This is a genomic window from Bradyrhizobium sp. BWA-3-5 (assembly GCF_032917985.1).
In the GTDB taxonomy this organism is placed as follows: domain Bacteria; phylum Pseudomonadota; class Alphaproteobacteria; order Rhizobiales; family Xanthobacteraceae; genus Bradyrhizobium.
Genome location: NZ_CP136626.1, coordinates 7,607,924 through 7,633,346 on the forward strand (window position 1 = coordinate 7,607,924; position 25,423 = coordinate 7,633,346).

General features: G+C 62.9%; 20 protein-coding genes and 1 pseudogene. 7 read left to right on the top strand and 14 right to left on the bottom strand.

Annotation, left to right across the window (positions count from 1 at the left end):
* Complete coding sequence (locus RX331_RS36525) at positions 1-399, bottom strand: YciI family protein (RefSeq protein WP_317254400.1); 399 nt, start codon at positions 397-399, stop codon at positions 1-3.
* A 202-nt stretch (positions 400-601) separates the two neighbouring features.
* Between RX331_RS36525 and RX331_RS36530 the strand changes: the two genes are divergently transcribed.
* Complete coding sequence (locus RX331_RS36530; protein WP_317254401.1) at positions 602-1,114, top strand: GDSL-type esterase/lipase family protein; 513 nt, start codon at positions 602-604, stop codon at positions 1,112-1,114.
* 6 nt (positions 1,115-1,120) lie between these two features.
* Here the strand turns inward: RX331_RS36530 and RX331_RS36535 are convergent.
* The 6 genes and pseudogenes from RX331_RS36535 to RX331_RS36560 all read right to left on the bottom strand — a co-directional run bounded on the left by RX331_RS36535 (position 1,121) and on the right by RX331_RS36560 (position 6,649).
* Positions 1,121-2,250, bottom strand: a pseudogene (locus tag RX331_RS36535) (threonine synthase).
* Between the two features lie 85 nt (positions 2,251-2,335).
* Positions 2,336-3,037: an AprI/Inh family metalloprotease inhibitor gene (locus RX331_RS36540; RefSeq protein ID WP_317254402.1), complete on the bottom strand. Its 702-nt coding sequence runs from the start codon at positions 3,035-3,037 to the stop codon at positions 2,336-2,338.
* The gene (locus RX331_RS36545) at positions 3,037-4,026 is read right to left on the bottom strand and encodes a 2-hydroxyacid dehydrogenase (RefSeq protein ID WP_317254403.1); all 990 of its coding nucleotides are present in this window, start codon (positions 4,024-4,026) and stop codon (positions 3,037-3,039) included. The genes RX331_RS36540 and RX331_RS36545 overlap by 1 nt, the downstream gene beginning before the upstream one ends.
* Entirely contained in the window at positions 4,026-4,787 is a 762-nt protein-coding gene (locus RX331_RS36550; RefSeq protein ID WP_317258332.1) for an ABC transporter permease, read from the bottom strand. The genes RX331_RS36545 and RX331_RS36550 overlap by 1 nt, the downstream gene beginning before the upstream one ends.
* A gap of 23 nt (positions 4,788-4,810) precedes the next feature.
* Positions 4,811-5,623, bottom strand: coding sequence for an ABC transporter ATP-binding protein (locus RX331_RS36555; RefSeq protein ID WP_317254404.1), 813 nt, complete (start codon positions 5,621-5,623; stop codon positions 4,811-4,813).
* Positions 5,624-5,629: 6 nt separating this feature from the next.
* Entirely contained in the window at positions 5,630-6,649 is a 1,020-nt protein-coding gene (locus RX331_RS36560; protein WP_317254405.1) for an ABC transporter substrate-binding protein, read from the bottom strand.
* Between the two features lie 166 nt (positions 6,650-6,815).
* On the opposite strand from RX331_RS36560, the gene RX331_RS36565 reads away from it, so the two are divergent.
* The 3 genes from RX331_RS36565 to RX331_RS36575 all read left to right on the top strand — a co-directional run bounded on the left by RX331_RS36565 (position 6,816) and on the right by RX331_RS36575 (position 10,533).
* Entirely contained in the window at positions 6,816-7,622 is an 807-nt protein-coding gene (locus tag RX331_RS36565; RefSeq protein WP_317258333.1) for a creatininase family protein, read from the top strand.
* Between the two features lie 136 nt (positions 7,623-7,758).
* Positions 7,759-8,025 (top strand): hypothetical protein, encoded by a 267-nt coding sequence (locus RX331_RS36570; RefSeq protein ID WP_317254406.1) that lies wholly within the window; start codon positions 7,759-7,761, stop codon positions 8,023-8,025.
* Positions 8,026-8,496: 471 nt separating this feature from the next.
* Positions 8,497-10,533: a carbohydrate porin gene (locus RX331_RS36575; RefSeq protein ID WP_410708348.1), complete on the top strand. Its 2,037-nt coding sequence runs from the start codon at positions 8,497-8,499 to the stop codon at positions 10,531-10,533.
* Between the two features lie 263 nt (positions 10,534-10,796).
* Here RX331_RS36575 and RX331_RS36580 read toward each other — a convergent pair whose 3' ends face one another.
* The 4 genes from RX331_RS36580 to RX331_RS36595 form a co-directional block, all read right to left on the bottom strand.
* Positions 10,797-12,104: a hemolysin family protein gene (locus RX331_RS36580; protein ID WP_317254408.1), complete on the bottom strand. Its 1,308-nt coding sequence runs from the start codon at positions 12,102-12,104 to the stop codon at positions 10,797-10,799.
* Positions 12,105-12,202: 98 nt separating this feature from the next.
* On the bottom strand, positions 12,203-13,834 hold the full coding sequence (locus RX331_RS36585; protein WP_317254409.1) for an FMN-binding glutamate synthase family protein: 1,632 nt from the start codon (positions 13,832-13,834) through the stop codon (positions 12,203-12,205).
* Positions 13,835-14,016: 182 nt separating this feature from the next.
* Positions 14,017-14,904, bottom strand: a complete 888-nt coding sequence (locus tag RX331_RS36590; protein WP_317254410.1) for a patatin-like phospholipase family protein — start codon at positions 14,902-14,904, stop codon at positions 14,017-14,019.
* 233 nt (positions 14,905-15,137) lie between these two features.
* The gene (locus tag RX331_RS36595) at positions 15,138-15,911 is read right to left on the bottom strand and encodes a ferredoxin--NADP reductase (protein WP_317254411.1); all 774 of its coding nucleotides are present in this window, start codon (positions 15,909-15,911) and stop codon (positions 15,138-15,140) included.
* A gap of 290 nt (positions 15,912-16,201) precedes the next feature.
* On the opposite strand from RX331_RS36595, the gene RX331_RS36600 reads away from it, so the two are divergent.
* Together RX331_RS36600 and RX331_RS36605 are read left to right on the top strand one after the other, a co-directional pair.
* The gene (locus RX331_RS36600; protein WP_317254412.1) at positions 16,202-17,200 is read left to right on the top strand and encodes a hypothetical protein; all 999 of its coding nucleotides are present in this window, start codon (positions 16,202-16,204) and stop codon (positions 17,198-17,200) included.
* Complete coding sequence (locus tag RX331_RS36605; RefSeq protein ID WP_317254413.1) at positions 17,200-18,513, top strand: bifunctional folylpolyglutamate synthase/dihydrofolate synthase; 1,314 nt, start codon at positions 17,200-17,202, stop codon at positions 18,511-18,513. Before RX331_RS36600 ends, RX331_RS36605 begins: the two co-directional genes overlap by 1 nt.
* 115 nt (positions 18,514-18,628) lie before the next feature.
* Here the strand turns inward: RX331_RS36605 and RX331_RS36610 are convergent, their stop codons facing one another.
* Both RX331_RS36610 and RX331_RS36615 read right to left on the bottom strand, forming a co-directional pair.
* Complete coding sequence (locus RX331_RS36610) at positions 18,629-19,567, bottom strand: amino acid ABC transporter substrate-binding protein (RefSeq protein WP_317254414.1); 939 nt, start codon at positions 19,565-19,567, stop codon at positions 18,629-18,631.
* An 11-nt stretch (positions 19,568-19,578) separates the two neighbouring features.
* Entirely contained in the window at positions 19,579-20,868 is a 1,290-nt protein-coding gene (locus RX331_RS36615) for a dicarboxylate/amino acid:cation symporter (protein ID WP_317254415.1), read from the bottom strand.
* 223 nt (positions 20,869-21,091) lie between these two features.
* Between RX331_RS36615 and RX331_RS36620 the strand changes: the two genes are divergently transcribed.
* Positions 21,092-22,093, top strand: coding sequence for an NADP-dependent oxidoreductase (locus RX331_RS36620; RefSeq protein WP_317254416.1), 1,002 nt, complete (start codon positions 21,092-21,094; stop codon positions 22,091-22,093).
* Between the two features lie 162 nt (positions 22,094-22,255).
* Here the strand turns inward: RX331_RS36620 and RX331_RS36625 are convergent, their stop codons facing one another.
* Positions 22,256-25,420 carry an efflux RND transporter permease subunit gene (locus RX331_RS36625; RefSeq protein ID WP_317254417.1) on the bottom strand — a complete coding sequence of 1,055 codons (3,165 nt, stop codon included), beginning with the start codon at positions 25,418-25,420 and terminating at the stop codon, positions 22,256-22,258.
* Positions 25,421-25,423 lie beyond the last annotated feature (3 nt).

Here is a 25,423-nt window from a genome sequence, read left to right on the forward strand (position 1 = left end):
TCAGGCGTGGGCGCGGATGGCGGCCTCGCACGCGCCGTCGACGCCCGGCGTCGCCATCAAGCGGACCTCGCAGGTGCCTTCCCAGCCCGGCATATGCTCGAGGTGCAACTGCATGAATTCCTTCGCCGCCGCCAGCGCCTCGTCCATGTCGCGGAATTCGAAGATCGCGTAGCCGCCGATCAGCTCCTTGCTTTCGACGAACGGACCGTCGGTTACACTGAGCTTGCCGTCTGTGATCCTGACCCGCGCGCCGGCCATGGCAATCGGCATCAGCCCGCCCATATCGATCATACGGCCGGCCTTTATCTCGCGCTCGGCGAGCTTCCCCATCGCTTCCATCAGGGCGGGGGTCGGACCTTTATCCGGCTGCGGTGAGGTAACGATAGACATGAAGCGCATCGAAAAACTCCCGTTGAGGCGAGCCGCGGCGGCAATCGCCGCGAAACTGTCTCGCTATGGGAGACGACGAACGGGAGGGGGCCGGATCGACAGGGCTCCTGAATTAATTTAATCCGGCTTTCTCCGGATCGGCCGGCCCAGCTGGTTGCGCCGGGGGGTATCGGCCCTGGAGGTTTCCTGCACTGATGCAACGGGAGCAAGCATGAAACCGCGCCCATTCCGGCCCGGCTTCCCGGGTTTCCTGGCATTCCTGGCGGCCATCTGCATTTTCGCCACCGCGCCAGCTGGCGCCGCCACCATCGTGGCGCTCGGCGCCAGCAACACCTATGGCAAGGGGGTCTCGCGCGGCCAGGCCTACCCCGCACAGCTCGAGGCGATATTGCGGGCCAAAGGGGCCAACGTCCGTGTCGTCAACGCCGGCATCAACGGCGACACCACGGAAGGCATGTTGCGGCGTTTAGGTCAGGCCGTGCCGAAAGGCACCAGCGCCGTCATCCTCCAGCCCGGCGGCAACGACCGCCGCAAGGGCTCGCCCGACCGGACATCGGAAATTCAGAGTCAGTTAAGCGCCCGCGGCATCCCGGTGATCATGATTCCAAACAGCGGTTTTCGCGGATTGCCGCATCAGGCCGACGGCCAGCATCTGACACCGGAGGGCTATCGCATGCTCGCTGAACAAGTTGCGTCCCAGGTGGCAGGCGTGATCGGGCGCTAGGGCGCGTCAGCCCACCAGATCAGCGACGGTCGAGGAGGCTTTGAGGCTCCAGTGCCCGTCAGGATAACAACTGTATTTTCGTTGGACTTGATTGCTCCGGCGGCAGCTAGTTTATCCAAAGCGGCAGCTCCGCTCGCGCTTGTCGGTTCTGCGAACAATCCGTCTCGGGCCAATCGACGTAGGGCGGTGACGATCTCGTCTTCCGTCAACGCAACGGTGCCGCCGCCGCTTTCGCGCAGCGCGGCGATGATCTCGCGCAGGCGCATCGGATGCTTGATCGCCGTTCCTTCGGCGATGGTTTTGTGAACATTGCGCGGAACCGGCGTATCAACGCCCGCGCGGAAGCTCGCATCAATCGGCGAACAATTTAGCGGCTGCGCTACAAACAAACGCGGGAGCCTGGTTATCTGACCAGCCTTCCTGAGTTCTCGGAACCCGAACGCGCATCCAAGCAGGCTGCTACCTGCGCCGGCCGGCATAATGACGTTATCGGGCGCGCGAAATCCAAAATCCTCCCAGAGCTCGTAGGCAAACGATTTCGTGCCCTCGAGAAAAAAGGGCTGCCAGTTGTGGCTCGCATAGAACGTCTCGTTCGACTGTCGGATCGCTTCGGCCTCCGACGCTTCGCGCGGCCCCTCGACCAGCTTCACTTGCGCGCCATAGGCACGCACTTGAGCGATCTTCGCAGGCGAGGTCGATGCAGGGGCGAAAATCGTCACGCGCATCGCTCCGGCCGCGCCGAGCCCCGCGATCGATGATCCGCCGTTGCCAGAACTGTCTTCCAGCACAGCATCAATGCCAAGTTGCCGGAGGAACGACAGCATCACAGCCGAACCGCCGTCCTTAAAGCTGCCGGTCGGATTAAACCATTCGAGCTTGAAGTATGGACGCAGATCGCCCCAGGTCCGCTCGACGAGCGGCGTGAAGCCTTCGCCCAACGTGATCGGCTTATCGATATGAACCGGCAACGCCGCCCGGTAACGCCAGAGCGAACGGGTTCGTGCGTCTATTTCATCGCGCGAAATACCCGTACTCGGCGTGACGAGCAGAGGCATTCGATCGTCGGAGCACCAGCGCGGGACGTCCAGTGGATAGGTTGTTCCATTGCGCGGGTCGACATAACTCGCCTTAGCCATGAAAGCTCCAGAGAGTGCTCGACGCATGACTTTCCGCTTTGCCGTCGGAGGCCGGCATCGTCTTTGCGCCCATAGACGACTGCAGCTACTGTCCCCGCATCATGATCAGCGGATCGGCGGTATCGGGCACCCGCCGCCACTGGGCATTGTCGTCGGGCTCGAATTGCCAGCTCTCGCCGGACTTCGACATCAGGATCATCTGCCCGCGTTCCAGCCGCCACTCCGTCGGCGCGAAGGTCGCGACCGCCGGATCACATTTCGGCTTCAGGAACACCTGAAAATTATCGCCCGAGGCCTCGGTGTTCGTCAGCGTCAGGCCGCAGATCGGCCGGCCGTTGCCGCGCACCATGGACCAGTCGCCGATCATCTGATCCATCGACTTGGCAAGCGAGCGGGCGGCGGCGAGGTTCTGCAGGATGTAGACGCCCTCCCCGGTGCGCAGGCCCTCGAAGATGCCGCTTTCGACTTCGGTGAAATCGATCACCGGCTGGCCGGCCGCATCCTGCAGCCGCACGATGTCGAGTCCCTTGATGTTCCAGGCCGTGATGTCCTTGGTAAACGGCAACGCCTTCGGGCAGTTCGGCTCAAGCTCGAGCTTGAACCCTTGCTGCGTCGTATCGCCCTTCAGCGTGACGACGCAGGTCTTGCCACGCTCGGTGGTGGCAAGCTCCCACTGCCCGATCATGTCCTTCTTCAGGTTCGAAGCATCCTGCGCCGCCAGCGGCGACGCAGAGAGGAGCAGCGCCGTCAGCGCCGCCGCTGCGATACCCGAACGCGAAAGCGACATCAGCGTCCCTTCACCGCGGTTTCCGGCACCGGCGTCAGCGGCGCCTTGCCGGCAAACCAGTTCTTCAGATTGTCGACGACAAGCTGGTCCATGGCATTGCGCGTTACCACGGAAGCCGAGCCGATATGTGGCAACAGCACGACATTTTGCATGGCCTTCAGCTCGTCCGGCACGTTCGGCTCGTTGGCGAAGACGTCGAGCCCGGCCGCGAGGATGGTGCCGGATTTCAAGGCGGCGACCAGCGCCGGCTCATCGACAACAGAGCCGCGCGCGACGTTGATCAGGACACCGCGCGGCCCCAGCGCTTTTAGCACATCGGCATTGATCATCTTGGCGGTGGAGGCGCCACCGGGCACGATCACGACCAGCGTGTCGACGTCCTTGGCCATTTCCATCAGGTCGGGATAATGCTTGTAGGAGACGGCCGAAGACTTGTTGCGCGAGTGGTAGACCACCGGCACGAGCGAGGCGTCCAGCCGGCGTCCGATCGCCTGGCCGATGCGGCCCATGCCGACGATGCCGACCTTGCGGTCGCGCAGCGAGCCGGCGCTCAAGGGATAGTTCTGCGCCTGCCACAGGCCGGAGCGCAGGTAGCGGTCGGCCTTGACGAATTCGCGCAGGGTCGAAATCAGAAGCCCCATTGCGACGTCGGCGACTTCCTCGGTCAGAACGTCGGGCGTGTTGGTGACGACGATATTGTGCTCGCGCGCGTAAGCCGAGTCGACGTGATCGTAACCGACGCCGAAGCTTGCGACGATTTCCAGCTTCGGAAATTGCGACAGCGCCTTCGCGTCCGCCGGCACCATGTGATAGGTCACGGCCATGCCGCGGATCTTGGCGACCGTATCAGGCGTCAAGCGCTCGAGGTCGGCGCGGCTCTCCGCCATATGCAGGACGTATTGATCCGAAAAGCCGTTTTCCAGGATCGGCCGGACAGGCCCATAGATCAGGAGATCGATCTTCTCGGATGAATTATTAGCGGCGGCCATCAATTTTCCTTTCCAAGCGCGCTTTCGTGCCAGCGGCGTAGCACGAGGTGCGAAACTAGCGCCAGCAGCCCATAGATGACAATCCCGGCCACTGACAGCAACAATAGCGCCGCGAACATTCGGGGAATGTTGAGGCGATAGCCGGATTCTGCGATCCGGAACGCCAGGCCTGAGCCGGCGCCGGCCGTGCCCGCGGCGATTTCGGCAACCACCGCGCCGATCAGCGACAGGCCGCCGGCGATCCTAAGGCCGCCGAGAATATAGGGCAGCGCCGCCGGCAGTTTCAGGTACCGCAGCGTCTGCAGCCTTGAGGCGCCATAGAGCTGAAACAGCCCCGCCAGATTGCGGTCCACCGAATTCAGCCCGAGCGTGGTGTTGGCGAGAACCGGAAAAAAGCCCACGATCCAGGCGCAGACGATGACCGCGGTCTGCTGCGGCAGATAGATCAAAAGCAGCGGCGCGATGGCGATGACAGGCGTGACCTGCAGGATCACCGCATAGGGAAACAGCGAATATTCCAGCCACTTCGACTGATTGAACAACAGCGCCAGCGCGATGCCGCCGATGGCGGCCGCCATGAAACCTTCCAGCGTGGTGAGCAGGGTGACGCCAAGCGATTCCGACAACACGCTCCAGTCGGCAACGAGCGTCTGCAGCACCACGTAGGGGCTCGGCAGCACATAGGGCTGGATGTCGTTGACACGCACCAAGAGCTCCCACAGCCCAAGCGCTGCCGCAGCCACGGCGATGGGCAGCAGCATGCGGCCGATGTTCTGCAACGACGTCATGCGCCGCGCGGCCCGGAATAGGACGGCGCGAGCGCGCCGGAGACCTCACGGCAGTGGGCCGCGTACTCCGCCGAGGTGCGAAATTCCTCGCCGCGCGGCTCTGATGTGACGATACGAAACTCGCGTGCGAGGCGGCCCGGCCGCGCCGTCATCACGATCACCCGCTGCGACAGATAGACGGACTCGAACACCGAATGGGTGACGAAGATGATGGTCTTGTGCAGCTTGCGCCAGAGATCGAGCAGATCGTTGTTGAGCCGGAAGCGGGTAATCTCGTCGAGCGCCGCGAACGGCTCATCCAGCAGCAGAATATCCGGATCGGTGACCAGCGCGCGCGCCAGCGAGACCCGCATCTTCATGCCGCCGGAGAGTTCTCTGGGGTATGCACCGGCGAATTCAGCAAGGCCAACCTGGGCCAGCGCCTCGTCGATGCGCCGGTCGGCGTCATCCGCCGCCACATGCGCCAGCTTCAGCGGCAGGCGCACGTTATCGTGCACATTCGCCCACGGCATCAAGGTGGGCTCCTGAAACACAAAGCCTATGGGATGACGCCCATCCGCCTTGCTGGCGCGATGGGAGACTTCCACCGTGCCTGAACTCGGCGCGGCGAGCCCCGCGATCAGCCGCAATGCGGTCGATTTGCCGCAGCCGGACGGCCCGAGCAGCGAAAGAAACTCGCCCTTCGCCACATCGAGATCGAGCGGCCCGAGCGCGGTCACGCCGTTATCATAGGTCTTGGTCACGGCGCGCAGGCGCACCGCAAGACCCGCAGTGTCGATATCGGTCTCGGGCAGGGCCAGCTCGGCCATCTCACGTCAGTTCTTCGGCCGCAGATCGACGCCGACGCCCTTGTTGACGAAGCGCAGCGTGTAGGCCTGGCGATAATCGATATCGCGCCGAACCACGCCCGCCCGCACCATCTTGTCGAAGAAGCTGGCGACGCGCGCATCGCTCATCGCGCCGATGCCGTCGCGCAAGGCGTCGCCGGAATCGACGATGCCGTATTCCTTCATCTTGGCGACGGAATAGCTCAGCAATTCGTCGGTCATTTCCGGGTTCATCTTCTTGATCACGGCGTTGCCGGCCGAATTGTCGCCGTAGAGATAATTGTACCATCCGATCGCGGAGGCATCGACGAAGCGCTGCACAAGGTCCGGCTTCTTGTCGACGATCTCGCGGCGGGTTTCGATCAGCGTCGAATAGGCGTTGAAGCCGTGGTCGGCGAGCAGGACCACGCCGGGCTTGAAGCCGGCCGCCTTCTCGACGGCAAAGGGCTCGGAGGTGACGTAGCCCTGCATTGCGCTCTGCTTGTCTACGATGAAGGGCTGCGAATTGAAGGTGTAGGGTTTGACCTTGCTCTCGCTGAACCCGTATTCGGACTTCAGCCACTGGAAGTAGCTCGTCACGCCTTCCTTGGACACGAACAGCGTGAGCGGCTTGAGATCTTCGAGCTTGGTGAACTTGGTTTCCGGATGGGTCAGGAAGACCTGCGGATCCTTCTGGAAGACGGCGGCGACCGCGACCACCGGTACATTGTTGGTGACCGCGTCGAACGATTGCAGCGTGTTCGCGGTCATGAAGAAATCGAGCTTGCCGGCGGTCAGGAGGATGCGGTTGTTGATGTTGGGCCCACCGGGAACGATGGTGACGTCGAGGCCGTATTTCTTGTAGGTGCCATCGGCCACCGCCTGGAAGAAGCCGCCATGCTCGGCCTCCGCCACCCAGTTGGTTCCAAACGACACCTTGTCTAGGGTTTCTGCGCGGGCGAGCATCAGTCCCGCCGGCAACACCAGAAGACCTGCGATTAACGCTCGCGCAAAAAAGGCCGGGTTCATGGTTGGACTCCGTCTCTTGTTCTGGCCCATGATGGGATTCTATGGACGTCGACCACGTCCCAACGGAATTTATCAGGGATCTGATCCAGGATTGGCCCCGTCCCCGGAATATCTAGCAAACTACCCGGCAAATTCATCCAAAGAAACGATTCGCTCGATGGCCTCAATCGTTCCGCCCCGCAACTGGACCGACATCAACTGGTCCAATATCGCCAAAGCCGATGCCGCGCGCTGGATCGCGGTACTGCCGCTGGCGGCCACCGAGCAGCACGGCCCGCATCTGCCGCTGGAAACCGACATCCTGATCGGCGAGGCCTATCTGGCGCGGGTGCGCGAGTTGTTGCCTGCCGCACTTCCCGTCACCTTTCTGCCGCTGCAGCCGGTCGGCATCTCCACCGAGCATATCGACTATCCCGGCACCCAGACGCTTCCGACCGATGTTGCCTTGAAGGAATGGAAAGCGATCGGCGAGGACGTCGCGCGATGGGGCATCCGCAAGCTGGTGATGGTGACGAGCCATGGTGGCAACAGCGCGGCGATGTCGCTGGTCGCGCAGGACCTGCGGGCGCACCACAAGCTGCTCGTCGTCACCACGAGTTGGTCGCGCTTCGGCGCGCCGGACGGATTGTTCTCCGCGGAAGAATTGCGTCACGGCATTCATGGCGGCGCGGTCGAGACGTCGATCATGCTGGCGCGCTATCCGCACAGCGTGCGCAAAGAAGCGATCGCCGATTTTCGCCCCACGAGCATCGCGATGGAGCAGAAGTTTCGCTGGCTCTCCGCGCACCGGCCGGTGCCGTTTGCATGGCAGACGCAGGATCTCCATGAAAGCGGCGCAGTGGGAGACGCCACCAAAGCCTCGGCCGAGAAGGGCGAGCAACTGCTCGACCACGGCGCCCGCGCGTTCTGCGAATTGCTCGGGGATGTCGACACATTCGACGTCGAAATGTTTCATCGGACAACTCAGCAATAATCTATCTATCTGATATTACTAAGAAATAATCGACGAAACCATATTTCCAGGTGTCTTTTCGAACCGCTTTAGCGGGCGCTCCGTCCAACTTGGCATGCGGACCACAACGGCCGCGCAACACAGGATGGAGATTGAAATGTCCCTCAAGACCAAGTTCGCCGCTCTCGCTCTTGCTACCCTTGCCGTCACCGGCACGGTTGTTTCCGCTACCCAGGCGCAAGCCAAGCCGATCGGTTGGGGCTGGGGTGTTGGTGCCGGTCTCGTCGGTGCCGCCATCGTCGGCAGCGCCATCGCCGCCAGCAATGACGGTTACTACTACGACGGCTATCGCCGCTGTGGCTGGGTTCGCCAGTTCGACGCTTTCGGCAACTACATCGGCCGCGTCCGGACCTGCGCTTACTGATTTCTGCGGCTGACCTGGTCTCTGTTTGAGAAGCGTCTTCTTTCAAGCAAGCCACTTCAGACCTGAAAACGCTTCTCGTGGATCTGGGTCCAGCACGGGCGCCTCATCCACCCCGTGCTGAACCCGACCCGCCCGGAGGTCCCCCCGGGCGGGTCACCTTTTTGGTGAGGCCAGCAACGTCGGGGCGCGCGCGACGTGTCAGCCATGTCTCCGAACAGCTGTCAGCGATGTGTCCGAACGGCGGCCGCCCTGTCTGAGGCTGTTGCAGCCCCGTCACGTAATGGTGCCATCCAGCCCTGGCAGCCCGGCTGCTTCTTGCTATTGCGAATTACTTGCAATAAGGATCGAACGGTAAATGGCGGATCGCTCCGGCCTGCGGGCCTGGCCGGGCGGCCTGCGCGAATTCGATTAGGGACGACGGGGTTGATGACTTCATTTGTTGGGTGGCGGCAGGCATTCGAATCTGCGGTGATGGTGGGCAGCGACGGCCGGCGTCGCGCCGGGAATATCAGCCCTGTGAACTGCAACCGCCGATATCCAAAACATGCGCTGGCCGGTGCCGCATTCGGTGCATTGGCGCTCGGCAGCCCGGCCATTGCGGCCGACCTGCCGCTGAAGGCGCCCTACCTTCCCCCCGCGTTCGACTGGAGCGGCTTCTATATCGGCGCGCACACCGGCTACAGCCGCGGCTCTTCGCATGCGACGTTCGCCGACCCCGCATTCGCCGCAAGCAACGGCGTGGCGAGTGGCCTAATCGGCGGGGTACAGGCCGGATATAATTATCGTCTGTCTTCAGGGCTGCTGTTCGGCGTCGAAACCGACCTTACCTTCCCGAACTATCTGCCCACCAACCACGTGCTCACCAAATTCCCCACAGCGCGCTCCGATGCCGAAGAACGCTGGGATTATTTCGGCACCGTGCGCGGCCGCGTCGGCTATGCCAGCGGGCATTGGCTGGCCTACGCCACAGCCGGTTTCGCCTTTGCCGGCGAACGCTTCCTCAATACGCCGACCGGACTGGACATCGAGGAGAAGCATATCAACGTCCGCCCGGGCTGGGCCGCCGGCGCGGGATTCGAATACGCCTTCGCACCGCATTGGACCGCAAGGCTTGAATACCTCTACACCCAATTCGACCGGGCGGATGTCCGCTTCCCATCAGGGACGCAGTACAGCTCGACTCTCGATTTTCATACGCTGCGCATCGGGCTCAATCGCAAGATCGACCTGCCGGGATCGAAGGGCTGGACTCCGAAGACCGACATCACCGATACCGAATCCGATCGCTGGGAAATCCACGGCCAGACCACCTATCTGGGCCAGGGCTATCCGGCGTTCCGCGCCCCCTATACCGGCACCAACAGCCTGACGCCGGCGCGGCAGGCGCAGGCGACCTGGAGCAACAGCCTCTATCTGAACGCCAGGCTCTGGGACGGCGGCGAGGTCTACTACAACCCCGAACTGCTGCAGGGCTTTGGCCTCAGCGACACCGTCGGCATCGCCGGTTTTCCCAGCGGCGAGGCGCAGAAGTCGAACTTCCCCTACCCTCACTACAACACTTCGCGGCTCTATGTGCGCCAGACCTTCGGATTTGGCGGCGAGCAGGAGGAGCTTGCCAGCGGCCAGCAGCAGCTTGCCGGCAAGGCCGACATCAACCGCCTGACGCTGCAGGCCGGCAAGTTCTCGGTCGGCGATGTCTTCGACGGCAATTCCTACGCCAAGGATGCACGGCGCGACTTCATGAACTGGTCGATCTGGGCGCCCGGCGCCTTCGACTACGCCGCCGACAAGCTCGGATTGACCTATGGCTTCACCGCCGAACTCAATCAGAAGCAATGGGCGCTCCGCGCCGGCTATTTCCTGATCGGCGCGGTCTCCAACTCCAACAATTTCGACACGCAGGTCTTCCGCCGCGGCCAGTACGTCGCCGAACTGGAGACGCGCTACTCCATCTTCTCGCGTCCGGGCAAGCTGCGCACCATCGGCTGGGTGAGCAGCGCCAATTCCGGCAGCTATCGCGACACGCTGAACGATCCCTCGCTCAACATGGACATCGCGCTGAAGCGCACTGGCCGCCCCAAATACGGCTATGTCTTCAACGTCGAGCAATCGGTCACGGACGATATCGGCCTGTTCGGCCGCTGGAGCTGGAACAACGGCAAGACCGAGATCATGTCGTTCACCGATATCGATGCTTCGCTGTCGCTCGGCACCTCGATCAAGGGCACCGCATGGGGCCGGCCGGATGACACCATCGGCATCGCCGGCGCGATCAACGCGATATCGCGCGATCATCGCGACTTCCTCGCCGCCGGCGGGCTCGGCCCGCTGGTCGGCGACGGTCAGCTCAACTACCGCAAGGAGCGGATTCTCGAGACCTACTACGCCTACGCGCTCACCAAGCAGGTCACGCTGACAGCGGACTACCAGTTCGTCACCAATCCCGCCTTCAACGCCGACCGTGGGCCGGTTCACGTGTTCTCGGGCAGGCTGCACGGCGAGTTCTAAAGCGCGATGGGATTAGGTTAAATCGATTGGACCACGGACTTACTCAACATCTCCCGCTTGCGGGGGAAGTCGGCGCGAAGCGCCGGGTGGGGGCTCTGTCCTCTTGGGCAGTCTCTCCGTGGAGACACCCCCACCCCAGCCCTCCCCCGCAAGCGGGAGAGGGAGCGCATCTCCGTTGTGGCAACAACCAAGCCTCATCTCCTCATGCTCTAGAGATACTTCGTGGTCCCTGCGAACGCAGGAATGACATCACTACGCGGTTGCTACGCATCTTCCTTGGCCGGAGCCTCGCCGATCTTCGCGGCAAGCACCTTGTCGATGCGCCGGCCATCGAGATCGATGATCTCGAAACGCCAGCCTTCGACCTCGATGTGGTTACCGACCTCAGGTATCCGCCCGAACTGACTGAGCAGAAAGCCTGCGACGGTCTGGTAGTGACGCGACGGAGGCAATTCGAACCTGAGCAGCGAGGCAAACTCGACGGCGGACATCCAACCCGAGATCAAATACGAGCCATCGTCGCGTTTGACGGCGGCCGCTTCAGGCGGTCCCTCCTCGGTGTGGAAGCCGCCGACGATCGATTCCAGGATATCAGCGCTGGTCACCACGCCCTGGAACTCGCCATACTCGTCATGGACAAGGCCCATATGGACGGCGGAATCCCGCAGGATGGCGACGACGTCCCGCGCATCGAGAAATTCCGGAATGACGGGTGCCGGGCGGACCAGCTTGCCGATATCAGGCGTGTCCCCCGCCAGGAAGCAATCCAGCATGTCCTTGGCCTTGACGATGCCGACCGCGGCGTCGGCCGCCTGATCGAACACCACAAGACTGGAGTGGTTGCTGCCCGCCAGCACCGATCGAATGGCCTCCAGGCTATCGCTCAGGTTGATCATGCTGACCTCGCGCCGCGGCGTCATGACGGCGCCGACCGGAAGATCGCCAAGGCGCATGACGCCCGCGATCATTTCCTTCTCGCCGGGTTCGAGCACGCCGGCGTTCTCCGCTTCGACGGCCAGCGTATGGATTTCATCCTCGCTGACCTTGCCGCCCGCCGGTCCGCGGTGGCCGAGCAGCCACAACAGCGCCTTGCCGGACCGGTCGAGAAGCCAGACTGCCGGCAACGAGATCTTCGCAAGCAGCATCATGTAGGGCGCCACCCGCACCGCAACCGATTCCGGGTCGCGTAGGGCAATCTGCTTGGGCACCAGTTCGCCGATGATGAGCGAGGCATAGGTGATCACGGTTACGACCGTGCCGACGCCGATCGTATGGGCGAGGCCTTGCGACCATCCGGCCCCGACCAGAAAGCCGCTCAACCGCGCGCCGAGCGTGGCGCCGGAAAACGCGCCCGACAGAACGCCGATCAGCGTGATGCCGATCTGGACCGTCGAGAGAAATTTTCCGGGATCGGACGCCAGCGCGAGCGCACGGCGCGAGCCCTTGACGTTCTTTTCCACCAAGGCCGCCAGCCGCGCCGGCCGCGACGAGACGACGGCCAGTTCCGACATCGAAAGCAGGCCATTGGTGACGATCAGGATCGTGACGATCCCGAGTTCTAAGGTGAGCATTGTCGCTGACTTATTGATCCCGTTGCAATTCGCTGCGGAACCGTATCAGAAAGCCGTCACAGCAAGGCTCAACACACCGTGGGAACCCGGCGAAGATTTTATCCCACCGGCTGGAACGAATCCGCGCGCGCCATCGCCCAGGCATCGCGGAAGCGCGGATCCTGGGTGCCTTCGATCAACTCGCCCGGACGCAGCGACGGATAAAGCTTCGCGAACGACATCACCTCGGTACTCGACGTCCGCTTCGAGAAGTGGATCGGCCGCAGCTGCTTCGGATGGTCGAGGCCGGAGGCGGCGAGAAGCTCGGCGAGGGCGTGCAGGGTCGCATGATGGTACATGTAGACGCGGTCGGTCTTGAGTGGCACCACCAGCGCCCGGGCGCGGATCGGATCCTGCGTGGATACGCCGGTCGGGCAGCGATCGGTGTGGCAGCTCAGGGACTGGATGCAACCGAGCGCGAACATGAATCCGCGGGCCGAATTGCACCAGTCGGCGCCGATCGCCATCGCGCGCGCCATGTCGAAGGCGGTCGCGATCTTGCCGGCGGCGCCGATCTTGATGCGGTCGCGCGCGTTGATGCCGATCAGCGCGTTGTGGACGAAGCTTACGCCCTCGCGCATCGGCATGCCGAGATGGTCCATGAACTCCAGCGGCGCCGCGCCGGTGCCGCCCTCATTGCCGTCGACGACGATGAAGTCAGGATAGATGCCGGTCTCTAGCATCGCCTTGCAGATCCCCAGGAATTCCCAGGGGTGACCGATGCACATCTTGAATCCGGCCGGCTTGCCGCCGGACAGCCGGCGCATCTCGCCGATGAATGCCATCATCTCAAGCGGGTTCGAAAACGCACTATGATTGGCCGGGGAAATGCAATCCTCGCCCATCGCAACGCCCCTGATCCTGGAAATCTCCTCCGACACCTTGGCCGCCGGCAACACGCCGCCATGTCCGGGCTTGGCGCCCTGGCTGATCTTGAGTTCGACCATCTTGATCTGGTCATCGGCCGCGACGCGGGCGAATTCCTCCGGATTGAACGAACCGTCACGGTTACGGCAACCGAAATAGCCGGAGCCGATTTCCCAGATGATGTCGCCGCCATTCTCGCGGTGATAGGGACTGACCCCGCCCTCGCCGGTGTCATGCGCAAAGCCGCCCTTCTTGGCACCAGCGTTCAGCGCACGCACGGAGTTTGCACTAAGCGCGCCAAAACTCATCGCGGAGATATTGAAGACCGATGCCGAATACGGCTTGGTGCAATCGGGGCCACCGATCGTGACGCGGAATTCCGCGCTGCCTTTAGCCTTTGGCGCCACTGAATGATGCATCCATTCGTAACCCTCGCGATAGACGTCTTCCTGGGTGCCGAACGGCCGCTTGTCGAGCTGCATCTTGGCGCGCTGATAGACCAGCGCGCGGGTATCGCGGGAGAACGGCATGCCGTCCTTTTCGCTCTCGAAGAAGTACTGCCGCATCTCGGGGCGGATTTCCTCGAGCAGGAAGCGGATATGCGCCGAGATCGGATAGTTGCGCAGGACCGCGTGATTCTTCTGCAGGAGATCGCGAATGCCGAGCAGCGTGAGCGCGCCGAAAATCCCGATCGGAACCAGCAGAATTTCCCATATCTTCGGATTGTGATCGAAAGTTCCGATGCCGAGCAGCAAGGCCGTTACGACGGCGCAGGTAGTCAGCACGATGTAGCGTGGCGAGAACGGAAGCAGCAGCGTATCCATGGAATCCCTCAGCGGATTGTCGCGTCGCCGGCAGCAGCTTAGTCCAACCGCCAACGCAAGCGCTACTCCGGATATACGGGCCGGCATAAGGGAACGTGACAGCGGCTTGAATAAATTTTCAGGCGTCACCGGGCAAATAATCGTCGGCCTTTTGCAGTGCAGCGTAGCGGGCGCCCCGCCGCTCAGTGGCTGTGTAGCCGCATCTCGTGCGGAATCTTGCCTTGCTGCAGGCCGTGCTGGGTCAGCCAGGCGTCCGTCGAAAGAATGGCGCGGTCGATATGATCGGCGGTTCGCGAAAAGTCGTAAGGCGAGCCGACGAGCGGGCATAGCGGTGGGACCACAAAATACTCGATGTCCGGCCCGAGGGCTTCCAGTTCATTGACCAGTTGCCGCGCAATCAGCAGCGTCAATGCATGCAGCGCGTTGGCGACCGCCCCGACTGGTGGGGCCTGGTTGGCGCAGGCATGCCCGGTCGGCAGGATGATCAGCCGTGTCGCCCCCTTCTTCACGGCTACCTGGATCGGCGTATTGGAGGAGATCGCACCGTCGGCGAGAAAATGATCGCGATAGCGGATCGGCGAGAACGCGCCGGGAATCGCGGTCGACGCCACGATTGCTTCGGCGGTCGAGCCTTCTGACAACACCACGCTGTCGCCCGAAATGATGTCGGTGGCGACGATGTGCAGCGGCAGCTTCGCCTCTTCGAGGTTGCGATAGGGAATGTGGTCGTCGATCAGCTTGCGGATGCCGTCATGGGGAATCAGAAAATCGCGCCGCCACAGAAAACTCAGCACGGCGCGCCAGGTGATTGGAAAGACATCGTGCCGCTGCAAGGCGCGCCAGATGACGCCGAGCCGCGCAACGCCTTCAAGCGTGGGATCGCCGGCATAGAAGGCGCCGTTCAGTGCCCCGACGCTGCAGCCGACCACCATGTCGGCGGTCACGCCGTGCGCGGCCAGCGAATGCAGCATACCGACCTGGATGGCTCCAAAACTGCCACCGCCCGCGAACACGAAGGCGGTCTTGCCCGGAGCGGTCTTGCCCGGACCGATCTCATCACGCACCGGCACGCAAACGCTCCCTCAATCGCCACGTCGGCGAAGGCCGCGCGGCGTTCGGGAGTTGTTATAGCAGTGGGGGGATGCGGGGCGCCAACGACATTGTTGGTGGCGTTGCCCGGATGCCGCGCAGCGCGCCGCACTTGCGGCGTGATGCGCTGCTGAGCCGGGGTCCATCCGCGGGAGGTCCCGGCTCTGCGGCGCACCGCCAACGAGCGCTGCGCCGCGTCCGGGACAAGAAAGTATCAGCGTTCGACAAACGCCTTTTCGATCACGAAATGGCCGGGCGTGTTGCCGCTGCCTTCGATGAAGCCGCCGGATTCGAACATCTGCTTCAGCTCTTCCAGCATCGCCGGGCTGCCGCACATCATGATGCGGTCGGTCTCGATGTCGAGCGGCGCCTGGTGGATGTCGTTGAACAGTTGTTCGGACGAGATCAGGTCGGTGATGCGACCGCGGTTGCGGAACGGCTCGCGGGTCACGGTCGGATAGTACAGCAGCTTCTCCGACAGCAGCGGTCCGAACAGTTCGTCGTCGCGCAGCTTGGCGACCAGATCCTCGCCGTAGGCGAGTTCGGAGACCTGCCGGCAACCATGCACGAGCACGATCGTCTCGTAGCGATCATAGACGTCGGGGTCCTTGATCAGGCTGGCGAACGGCGCAAGGCCGGTGCCGGTCGACAGCAGCAGCAGGCGCTTGCCAGGAATCAGATTGTCCGTAATCAGTGTGCCGGTCGCCTTGCGGCCGACCAGGATCTCGTCGCCTTCGCGGATCTTCTGCAGCTTGGACGTCAACGGACCGTTCGGCACCTTGATGGAAAAGAACTCCAGCTCTTCCTCGTGATTGGCGCTCGCCATGCTGTAGGCGCGCAGCAGCGGCCGGCCCTCGACCTCGAGGCCGATCATCGCAAACTGGCCGTTCTGGAAGCGGAAGCCTGAATCGCGGGTGGCTCGGAAGCTGAACAGCGTATCCGTCCAGTGACGAACGGAAAGAACCTTCTCTCTGTAGAACGCGCTCATGGTGTTTTCGTTTTTCCTGACGGCTCGGTGTAGAACGTTTCAGTTTTCAGGCCTCAAGTGCCAAAAATCAGCGAAATTCTCGGCGATTTGGCGCTTCATTTGCGCACGGCACACACATAGTCAATATGACCTGCAGCACAATCGATAACTCGGAATGGCAGTCGGTCCAATTTGCAAAAAGGTTCGATCGTCTTCGTTAACGCTATCTTCGCGCAATTAACTTGCTGAATTCGGCGTCGATCTGGCAATAAATGACTACGCCTGATTAAGAACGTTTCAAAAGAGATCACATGCGAAACCCAAACGAGTTTCGAACGGGAAAACCGGGCTTTTATCCGGACCAGGCGGTCTATGCGGAATACGCCTCTGCCGAATTTGGGCTCACGTTTTGCGATCTCGATGGCGGATCGGGATTGCTGTTCAGCATCGCCTCGCGCGACAGGCTGGTTCATTTCGGCGCCGGCCGCTGCTCCTGGTATCCGCAGAACAGCGCGACCGCCTCGACGCTGGCATCCGACAAGTCGTTTGCGAGCCGGATTTTGCGACGGGCCGGCGTGCCGGCGCTCGGCGGCGAATATTTCTTCCTGCACGAGCGTCACCGCGCGCATCGCCCGAGCGGGCATGAGCGCAGCGATGCGATCGCCTGCTTCAGGACACTGGGCGGCTCGGCCTTCCTCAAGCCGCTCACGGGATCGCGCGGCGATTTCGCGCAAGCCGTGCACGGCGAGGCCGCGCTCGTTCGTTATCTCGACGAGGTGATGAAGTATTACGACGCGGTTCTGATCCAACCAATCGTGGATGGGATCGAATATCGCGTCTTCCTGCTCGACAACGAGCCGCTCTATTGCGCGCGAAAATATCCGCCACAGGTCACAGGCGATGGCGTGCGCACGCTGCGCGAACTGCTCACCGCCCATAACGATGCCCTGCGCGGGCGCGGCCTCTCGCCCGTTTCGCTGCCGGCCAACGATCCATCGCTCGATGCCATGCCGGCCAGCGGCGAGCCCCACGAGATTCCCGGGCGGATGAACCTGAGCGCGGGCGGCACGATGGTGCTGGCAGAGGCGCCGTCCGAAAAGGCCGTCACCCTGGCGCGACGGGCCGCCCATGCGATCGGGCTCCACGTCGCAGCCATCGACCTGTTCGTCGATGTCGGCGGCAATCCGGATGCAATTGAAATCATCGAGGTCAATTCCAATCCATCGATCAGGCTCCTGGAAGACTCCGGCCGCGGCGACCTCATTCTAAGAATCTGGCATCACACTCTCGTAGCCATGGGTCTGCTGTGATGTTCGATCTGCCAAAATATGGCGACGGCATCTGTCTGGCGCGACTGGCGGCGCTGCTGGACGCGCTGGCGATCGACCGCGCCTGGCTGCAGCGCCATTCGGTCGTGGTGACGGGATCGAACGGCAAGGGCAGCACGGCCGCGATGTGCGCCGCCATCGGCCACGCGCATGGCCTGCGCACCGGCCTGTTCACCTCGCCGCATCTCTTTCGCTTCAACGAGCGGATCCAGGTCGATGCGACGGAGATCGATGACGACGCCCTCGCCCGGCTCAAGCGACAGGTCGAGGCCGCCATTGCCGCCCTCGCCAAGCGCGGCGAAAAGTTCGGCGCCTTCGAAGCGCTGTTCGCGCTTGCCTGCCTGCACTTCCAGGAGAGCCAGTGCGATTTTATCGTGCTCGAGGCCGGCATCGGCGGCCGCTATGATCCGGTGCGCCTAGTCAGCGCGCGCACGACCTGCGTCACCTCGGTGGACTACGAGCACGTCGCGCTGCTCGGACATTTGCTTGAACTGATCGCCTCCGACAAGAGCGACGCCTGCGCCGCCGGCGGCACGATTATCTATGGCGAGAACTGCCGATCCCTGCGGCCGCATCTCGCTGAATTCAACCGCGGACCGGGGCGCAGGTCGCTGTTCGTTTGCGACGAGATCGCTGTCGGCAACGAGACCCAGTCCCGATCAGCACAACAGTTCGATTACGGGTTCGGCGGCCGGCAGTTTCAGCGCGTCGAACTCAATCTGCCCGGCCCCTTCCAGATCAACAACGCCGCCATCGCCATCGCGCTGTTCCTGCTATGGCTGCAGGACGAGCAGCCTCAGAGCGCCCTCAGCAAGACCGAGGCGGCGATACGTACGGGCCTTCGCAATGTGCGCTGGCCCGGCCGCCTCGAGATCATCCGGCGCGAGCCGCTCACGGTGATCGACGTCGGCCATACGCCCGATGGCATCCGGCAGGCGCTCCGGGGCCTTACCGCGACCCATGGCCCCGACGACTGGATTCTCGTCACCGGCGCGTCGCGCGATAAGAAGGCCGACGAAATCGTCGGCGCGCTGGCGCCCGCCTTCGACACCATCATCTGCACGGCCGCGCATCACAAGGGCACTGAGCCGCAAGCCATCGCCGCCGCTGCGCGGCGCGGAAATCCGGCTGCGAACGTCCATGTCGCCGCGACGATCGCGGACGCCGTGCGGCGGTCGCAGGAGATGGCGAGGGCGGAAAAACGAAGGGTGTATGTGGCCGGCGGACTGTTTCTGGCGGCCGAATACGCGACCGTCGTCAAGGGCGGCCGAGCGGAGAATCTGGACTTCTTCTGAGCACCCGCCAGCATCGATCCTCATCCTGAGGAGGGCGGAACGCGCGTCTCGAAGGATGAGGCCACACCCGGCCTGCACGCCGCGTTGCGGCTGCTCACCATGAGGATCGAGGCGCCTAATTGCTCGACCCCTGCGTATCGTCGAGCGCCTTGAACGCCTCTTCAAGCTGCAACGAGATCGGCACGCCGAGCCTCTCGCCGGTCGGCAGCCGGCCTACGAACCATTTGTTATAGAGCGGGACGAGGTCGCGGCCCGAGCCGAGCTTGCGGAAGGTGCGTTCGACCACGGCCTTGAGCTGCGGCTCGCCCTTGCGGAACATGATGCCGTAGGGATCGTAGGACAGATACTCCCCTGTCACCTTGAACTTGTCCTGCGTTTTGTGCCGCGCGATCAGGCCGTAGAGCAGGATGTCGTCGGTCGCGAAGGCGTCGACCTTGCCGTCCACCAGCATCTGGTAGGACTGCTCATGATCGGGCGACGTCACGATATTCAGACCGAGCGAGAACTTCTTGTCGATCACGTGCATCGCCTGCTCGTTGGTGGTACCCTTTGTCACCACCACGGCCTTGCCTTTCAGGTCCGTTGGCGCGGAGATGGTGGAAGATTTCGGCACCATCAGCTTGGTGCCGGCGACGAACATCAGCGGCGAGAACGCCACCACCTTGGCGCGCTCGGCATTTGCCGTGGTCGAGCCGCATTCGAGATCGATCTTGTTGTCCGTCACCGCGGGAATGCGGTCGTCGGAGGTGACCTTGACGTATTCGATCCTGAGAGTGGCGTCATCGACCTCGACGCCGATTTCCTCGACGATCGCCTCGCACAGTTCGAGGCTGTAGCCGATCGGCCGGCCCGCCTGATCCAGGAACGAGAATGGCGGCGAACTCTCGCGATAGCCGAGACGCACGACATGCGTCCGCTTGATGTTGGCAAGCGTGGGGCTAAGTCCCTCGCCGGCGGTCTGGGCGGACGCTGGCGCCGCCAGCAGACAGGCTGCCAGCACAAGGCATCCCGCCGCCACCGACCGCCCTGTCGTCCTTCTCGGGGACCGGTCCATGCGTCCCTCCCTCAATGGGCCGGCAGGGGATCACCGGGGACGGCATCTTCGGGCACGACGTCGTCAGAGCCCAGCTCGTGTTCGGGCTTCAGCTCGCCCTCCCATTTCGCTACCACGGCGGTCGCCAGCGAATTGCCGATCACGTTGGTAGCGCTGCGTCCCATATCGAGGAAGGTGTCGATGCCCATGATCATCAATAAGCCGGCCTCGGGAATGCCGAACTGGCTAAGCGTCGAGGCGATCACCACGAGCGAGGCGCGCGGCACGCCCGCCACGCCCTTGGAGGTGATCATCAGCGTCGCCAGCATCGCCAGCTGGGTGCCGAGCGACATGTCGATATGGTAGGTCTGCGCGATGAAGACTGCGGCAAAGGTGCAATACATCATCGTGCCGTCGAGGTTGAACGAGTAGCCGAGCGGCAGCACGAAAGCCGAAATCCGCGGCGAGGCGCCGAAGCGGTTGAGCCCTTCCAGCGTCTTCGGATAGGCAGCTTCCGACGACGCCGTGGAGAATGCGATCATCAGCGGCTCGCGGATCAGGTGCAGGAGACTGCTGTATCGCGGCCCGAGCACGACGAAGCCGACCACGACCAGGATCGCCCACAGGATCAGCAGCGACAGATAAAAGCCGCCCATGAACACGATCAGCTTCCACAATACGCCAAGGCCGTTCTTCGACACGGTCGCCATGATCGCCGCCCATACCGCGACCGGCGCGAACAGCATCACGTAGCCGGTCACTTTCAGCATGATGTGAGCGAGGTCGTCGATCAGCGAAAGCATCGACTTGGCGCGTTCAGGCAGTGCGCCGAGCGCCACCGCAAAAAACACGGCAAACACTACGATCTGCAGAATTTCGTTCTGCGCCATCGCATCGGCGATCGAGGTCGGGATCAGATGCGTCAGGAATTTTTCGATCGAGAAGGCCGAGACCGGCAAGCCGGTCGATTGGCCCTTGTCCGGCAGCGTACCGGGGAAGTTCGCGCCCGGCTGCAGCAGATTGACCATGACGAGGCCGAGCAGCAGCGAAACGAAAGAGGCGCTGACGAACCAGCCCATCGTCTTGGCGAACACCCGTCCTAGCTTGGACCCGGTTCCCATATGCGCGATGCCGCCGACAAGCGTTGCGAACACCAAAGGCGCAATGATCATCTTGATCAGGCGCAGGAACAGCATGGCGATCAGGTTGACGGACGCCGCGATCTCGACGCGGCTGTCGGGCATGTAGTTGTAGACCAGCGAGCCCATCACGATGCCGAGCGCCATCGCGATCAGAATGAGTTGCGTGAACCTGTTGGACATCGTGCCCCCGTTTCTTGGCAACCGGCGGTGGTAAGTCTGGCAGATTTCAGGAACGGCGCAACAGCCGTCGGAGCTCGGCGGCGTTGCGGGAAGGTTTCTGTTGTAGAAAGCGCACACGCCGACTACCGTTCATGCAGCGCACAATCTGTGCAGATGATCACTTCATGCGCAGCCCGTTGCATCGGAAATGCCACGAGGAAAATCATTCGGAGGGGACAACATCATGAGCGACACGGTGAACCGCCAAATTCTGCTGGTCGAGAAGCCCACCGGCAAGCTCGGCCCGGAGCATTTCAAGCAGGTCGTGGGCGAGCTGCCCGAGCCGAAGGACGGCGAGGCGCTGGTGCGCACGCGCTATATCTCGCTCGACGCCGCCAACCGTGCCTGGATGCACGGCGCGACCTATCGAGCCGCGGTCGAGGCCAACACGGTGATGGCGGGCGGCAGCATCGCTGAGGTCGTCGCCTCGAAGGCGCCGGGCCTCGCGCCGGGCGACATCGTATTCGGCGATACCGGCTGGCAGGATTATGCCGCCGTGCCGGTCAAGCATCTCACCAAGATGCCGAGAATGGAGCCGATGACGCATTTGCTTAGCGTCTACGGCATCGCCGGTCTCACCGCCTATTTTGGTCTCTTACACATCGGCAAGCCGAAGGAGGGAGAAACGGTAGTGGTCTCGGCAGCCGCCGGCTCAGTCGGGTCGATCGTCGGCCAGATCGCCAAGATCAAGGGCTGCACTGTCATCGGCATTGCCGGCGGCAAGGACAAATGCCAGTGGCTCACCTCCGAACTCGGCTTCGACGCCGCGGTCGACTACAAGGACGGCGCCACCTTCAAGGCGCTGCGCGCCGCCGCGCCCAAGGGCATCGACGTCTATTTCGACAATGTAGGCGGCGATATTCTTGAGGCTTGCCTGTCGCTGATGAACAACCGTGGCCGCATCGCCTGCTGCGGGGCGATTTCGCAATATGATGGCACGCCCTCGGCCCACGGCCCGCGCGGCGTGCCCGGCCTGATCGTGGTGAAGCGCCTCATCATGCAGGGCTTCATCGTGATGGACTACATGGACCAGAGCGCCGCAGCGCTAAAAGATCTGCAGTCCTGGGTCGCCTCCGGCAAACTCAAGGTGCAGGAAGACGTGATCGACGGTTTTGAGAACACGCCCAAAGCGCTGATCGGTTTGTTGGCCGGCGAGAATCGGGGCAAGCGGATGGTGAAGGTATAGCGGCGTTTCCTTAAACTCACCCCGCTTGCCGGGGAGAGGTCGGATTGCGAAGCAATCCGGGTGAGGGGGTACAGGTCTCACATCGTCCACGGCTCGCGGAGAGAGCCCCTCACCCCGACCCTCTCCCCGCGAAGAGCGGGGCGAGGGAGATTCGACCGCGCGCTAACGCGCCGCTTCCGCTTGCGCCGCCTTCACCCCAGCCTTCTTCGCCTTTCGCTCCTTCAGCCAGTTCTCGAACCGCTGGATCACGACAAAGAACGTCGGCACGAATAGCACGGCGAGACAGGTCGAGGCCAACATGCCCGAGAACACCGTGATGCCGATCGACTTCCGCGCATTGGCGCCGGCGCCGGTGGCGAGCACCAGCGGCACGACGCCGAGGATGAAGGCGAACGACGTCATCAGGATCGGGCGGAAGCGGGCGCGCGCGGCGTTGACGGCGGATTCCAATAGTGGCTTGCGGTCGCGCACGTGCAGCTCCAGCGCCACTTCGACGATCAGGATCGCGTTTTTGGCCGACAATGCGATCAACAGGATGATGCCGATCTGGGTATAGAGGTTGTTCTCGATCCGCAGTCCCGTCAGCACCAGCATCGGCCCGAGCAGCGACAATGGCACCGCGAGAATGACCGAGATCGGCGCGTACCAGCTTTCATACTGGCCGGCCAGTACGAGGTAGACCAGCAGCAGGGCAAGGCCGAACGCCCAGTAGATCTGGCCGCCAACCACCTTCTCCTGATACGACATCGCCGTCCACTCGAAGCCGGTGCCCTGTGGCAATGTCTTGGCGGCGATCTCTTCCATCAGGGTCATCGACTGTCCCGAGCTGTAGCCGGTGGCAGGCAGGCCGATGATGGTCGCCGACGGATAGAGGTTATACAGGCTGATCAACGATGGGCCGACCGCCGGCGTGATCTTCGCGACCGCGCCGAGCGGGATCATGTCGCCCTGGCTGTTGCGCACCGTCAACCGCTCGATGTCGCGCGGCGTCAGGCGGAATTGCGCGTCGCCCTGCGCATAGACCTGGAAGGTGCGGCCGAACTTGTTGAACTGGTTGACGTAGCTCGACCCCATGTAAGACGACAGCGTCGAGAACACCTGGTCGGTCGTGACGTGCATGGTCTGGGCCTTGACCCTGTCAACCTCGACATCGAACTGCGGCACCATCGAGCGGAACGGCGAAGAGACCCGCTGCAGCGCGCTCTGCGTTCCGGCATTGGTGACGATCGCCCCGGCAATCGCCTGCAGCTTGCTGAAATCGGAATTGCCGTCGCGGAGCTGCACCTGCATGGCAAACCCCGCGGCGTTGCCGATGCCCTGGATCGGCGGCGGCGGCACGACAAGAATGCGCGCCTCCTCGATGACGGACAGCTTTTCGTTCAAGCCGACGAACAGCGACCGCAGGTCCTCGCCCTGCCCGCGCGCGCTCCACTCCTTGAGAATGAGGTAGGCCACGCCCGCATTGGCGAGGCTGGAGGAATTGTCGAGTGCGGAGATGCCGGCGATGGTGATCACCTGCTCTACTCCCGCCGACTTTCCGGTGATCTCGCTGACACGCGTCAGCACGCGCTGGGTTCGATCCAGCGAAGCACCGTCGGGCAGCTGCACGGCGACCAGGAGATAGCCCTGATCCTCGATCGGGATGAAGCCGGTCGGCACCCGCGACAGGCCGTAACCACCGATCGCGATCAGGATTAGCGCTGAGATCACCGACACATTACTGTGCGCGACCAGGCGGCCGATCAGCCGGCTATACCAGGCCTCAATGCGGTTATAGACCGCGTTGAAGCCGCGATAGAAGAAGTTGCGCTGCTCCGGCGGCGCGGGCGGGCGCAGCCACAGGGCGCACTGTGTCGGCTTCAGCGTTGCCGCATTGACGGCGCTGAGCAGCGCGGTCGCGGCGATCACCAGCGCGAACTGGGCGTACATCCGCCCCGTCAATCCCGGCAGGAACGCCGACGGCAGGAACACCGAGATCAGCACCAGCGTGATGCCGACGATCGGCGCGAACAGCGCATCCATCGCGCTGATCGCCGCATCATGGCCGGACATCCCCTTCTCGATATTGTGGGCCGCGCCTTCGACCACGACGATGGCATCGTCGACCACGATGCCGATCGCCAGCACGATCGCAAACAGCGTCGAGATGTTGACGGTGAAGCCGAGCGCGGCCATCGCCGCGAAGGCGCCGATGATCGTCACCGGCACCGTGGTCGCCGGCACCAGCATCGCGCGCCAGTCCTGCAGGAAGACCAGGATCACGATCAGCACGAGAAAGCCGGCCTCGATCAGCGTCTTGTAGACCTCGTTGATCGATTCGGAGACGAATTTGGTGGTGTCGAACGGCGTGTCGTAGACGACGTCCTGCGGGAACGACTTCGCGAGCTGCTCCATCTTCTTCTTGACGGCCTGCTCGACCTCGAGCGCATTGGCGCCGGGCGACTGGAACACGCCGATGCCGGTCGCCGGCTTGTTGTTCAGCGAGAACTGCTGGCTGTAGGTCTGGGCGCCGAGCTCGACCCAGCCGACGTCGCGCACCCGCGTGACGTCGCCGCTGTTGCCGGTCTTGACAATCACGTTCTCGAACTCGCTGACGTCGTCGAGCCGTCCGGCGACATTCAGCGTATATTGAAAGGATTGTCCGGCAGGCGCCGGCGGTGCGCCGACCTGTCCGGCCGTGACCTGCTGGCTCTGCTGTTGGATCGCCGAAATGACGTCCTGCGGCATCAAATTGCGCGCATAGAGCTTGTTCGGATCGAGCCAGACCCGCATCGAATACTGGCCGGCACCGAACACCGTGACGTTACCGACGCCGGGCAAGCGCGACAGCTCGTCTCGGATATTGATGGTGGCGTAGTTCGAAAGGAACAGGCTGTCATAAGTCGATTTCGGCGAGGTCAGCGTCACGAACAGCAGGATCGACGTCGATCTCTTCTGCACGGTGACGCCCTGGTTCTGCACCGCCTGCGGCAATTGCGCCAGCGCGCTAGACACCCGGTTCTGCACCAGCACCTGCGCGAAGTTGAGATCGGTGCCGATCTTGAAGGTCACCGTCAGCGAATAGGAGCCGTCGGCGCCGCTGTAGGACTGCATGTAAAGCATGTCCTCGACGCCGTTAACCTGCTGCTCGATCGGCAGCGCCACCGTATCGATCACGGTTTTCGCGCTGGCGCCGGGATAGCGGGTTGTCACCTGCACTGTGGGCGGCACGACCTCGGGATATTGCGCGACAGCAAGCCGGAACAGGCAGACGCCGCCGATCAGGATCATCAGGATGGCGATGACGTTGGAAAGGACCGGCCGCTCGATGAAGAATTTTGAAATCATGGC

Excerpts from the sequence above, each read along its gene's own strand:
- RX331_RS36555 (WP_317254404.1), bottom strand. The coding sequence starts at position 5,623 with ATGGCCGAGCTGGCCCTGCCCGAGACCGATATCGACACTGCGGGTCTT.
- RX331_RS36570 (WP_317254406.1), top strand. The coding sequence starts at position 7,759 with ATGTCCCTCAAGACCAAGTTCGCCGCTCTCGCTCTTGCTACCCTTGCC.
- RX331_RS36540 (WP_317254402.1), bottom strand. The coding sequence starts at position 3,037 with ATGTCGCTTTCGCGTTCGGGTATCGCAGCGGCGGCGCTGACGGCGCTG.
- RX331_RS36585 (WP_317254409.1), bottom strand. The coding sequence starts at position 13,834 with ATGGATACGCTGCTGCTTCCGTTCTCGCCACGCTACATCGTGCTGACT.
- RX331_RS36625 (WP_317254417.1), bottom strand. The coding sequence starts at position 25,420 with ATGATTTCAAAATTCTTCATCGAGCGGCCGGTCCTTTCCAACGTCATC.
- RX331_RS36620 (WP_317254416.1), top strand. The coding sequence starts at position 21,092 with ATGAGCGACACGGTGAACCGCCAAATTCTGCTGGTCGAGAAGCCCACC.
- RX331_RS36605 (WP_317254413.1), top strand. The coding sequence starts at position 17,200 with ATGTTCGATCTGCCAAAATATGGCGACGGCATCTGTCTGGCGCGACTG.
- RX331_RS36600 (WP_317254412.1), top strand. The coding sequence starts at position 16,202 with ATGCGAAACCCAAACGAGTTTCGAACGGGAAAACCGGGCTTTTATCCG.
- RX331_RS36530 (WP_317254401.1), top strand. The coding sequence starts at position 602 with ATGAAACCGCGCCCATTCCGGCCCGGCTTCCCGGGTTTCCTGGCATTC.
- RX331_RS36560 (WP_317254405.1), bottom strand. The coding sequence starts at position 6,649 with ATGAACCCGGCCTTTTTTGCGCGAGCGTTAATCGCAGGTCTTCTGGTG.
- RX331_RS36580 (WP_317254408.1), bottom strand. The coding sequence starts at position 12,104 with ATGCTCACCTTAGAACTCGGGATCGTCACGATCCTGATCGTCACCAAT.
- RX331_RS36610 (WP_317254414.1), bottom strand. The coding sequence starts at position 19,567 with ATGGACCGGTCCCCGAGAAGGACGACAGGGCGGTCGGTGGCGGCGGGA.
- RX331_RS36595 (WP_317254411.1), bottom strand. The coding sequence starts at position 15,911 with ATGAGCGCGTTCTACAGAGAGAAGGTTCTTTCCGTTCGTCACTGGACG.
- RX331_RS36615 (WP_317254415.1), bottom strand. The coding sequence starts at position 20,868 with ATGTCCAACAGGTTCACGCAACTCATTCTGATCGCGATGGCGCTCGGC.
- RX331_RS36550 (WP_317258332.1), bottom strand. The coding sequence starts at position 4,787 with ATGCTGCTGCCCATCGCCGTGGCTGCGGCAGCGCTTGGGCTGTGGGAG.
- RX331_RS36525 (WP_317254400.1), bottom strand. The coding sequence starts at position 399 with ATGCGCTTCATGTCTATCGTTACCTCACCGCAGCCGGATAAAGGTCCG.
- RX331_RS36575 (WP_410708348.1), top strand. The coding sequence starts at position 8,497 with ATGGTGGGCAGCGACGGCCGGCGTCGCGCCGGGAATATCAGCCCTGTG.
- RX331_RS36545 (WP_317254403.1), bottom strand. The coding sequence starts at position 4,026 with ATGGCCGCCGCTAATAATTCATCCGAGAAGATCGATCTCCTGATCTAT.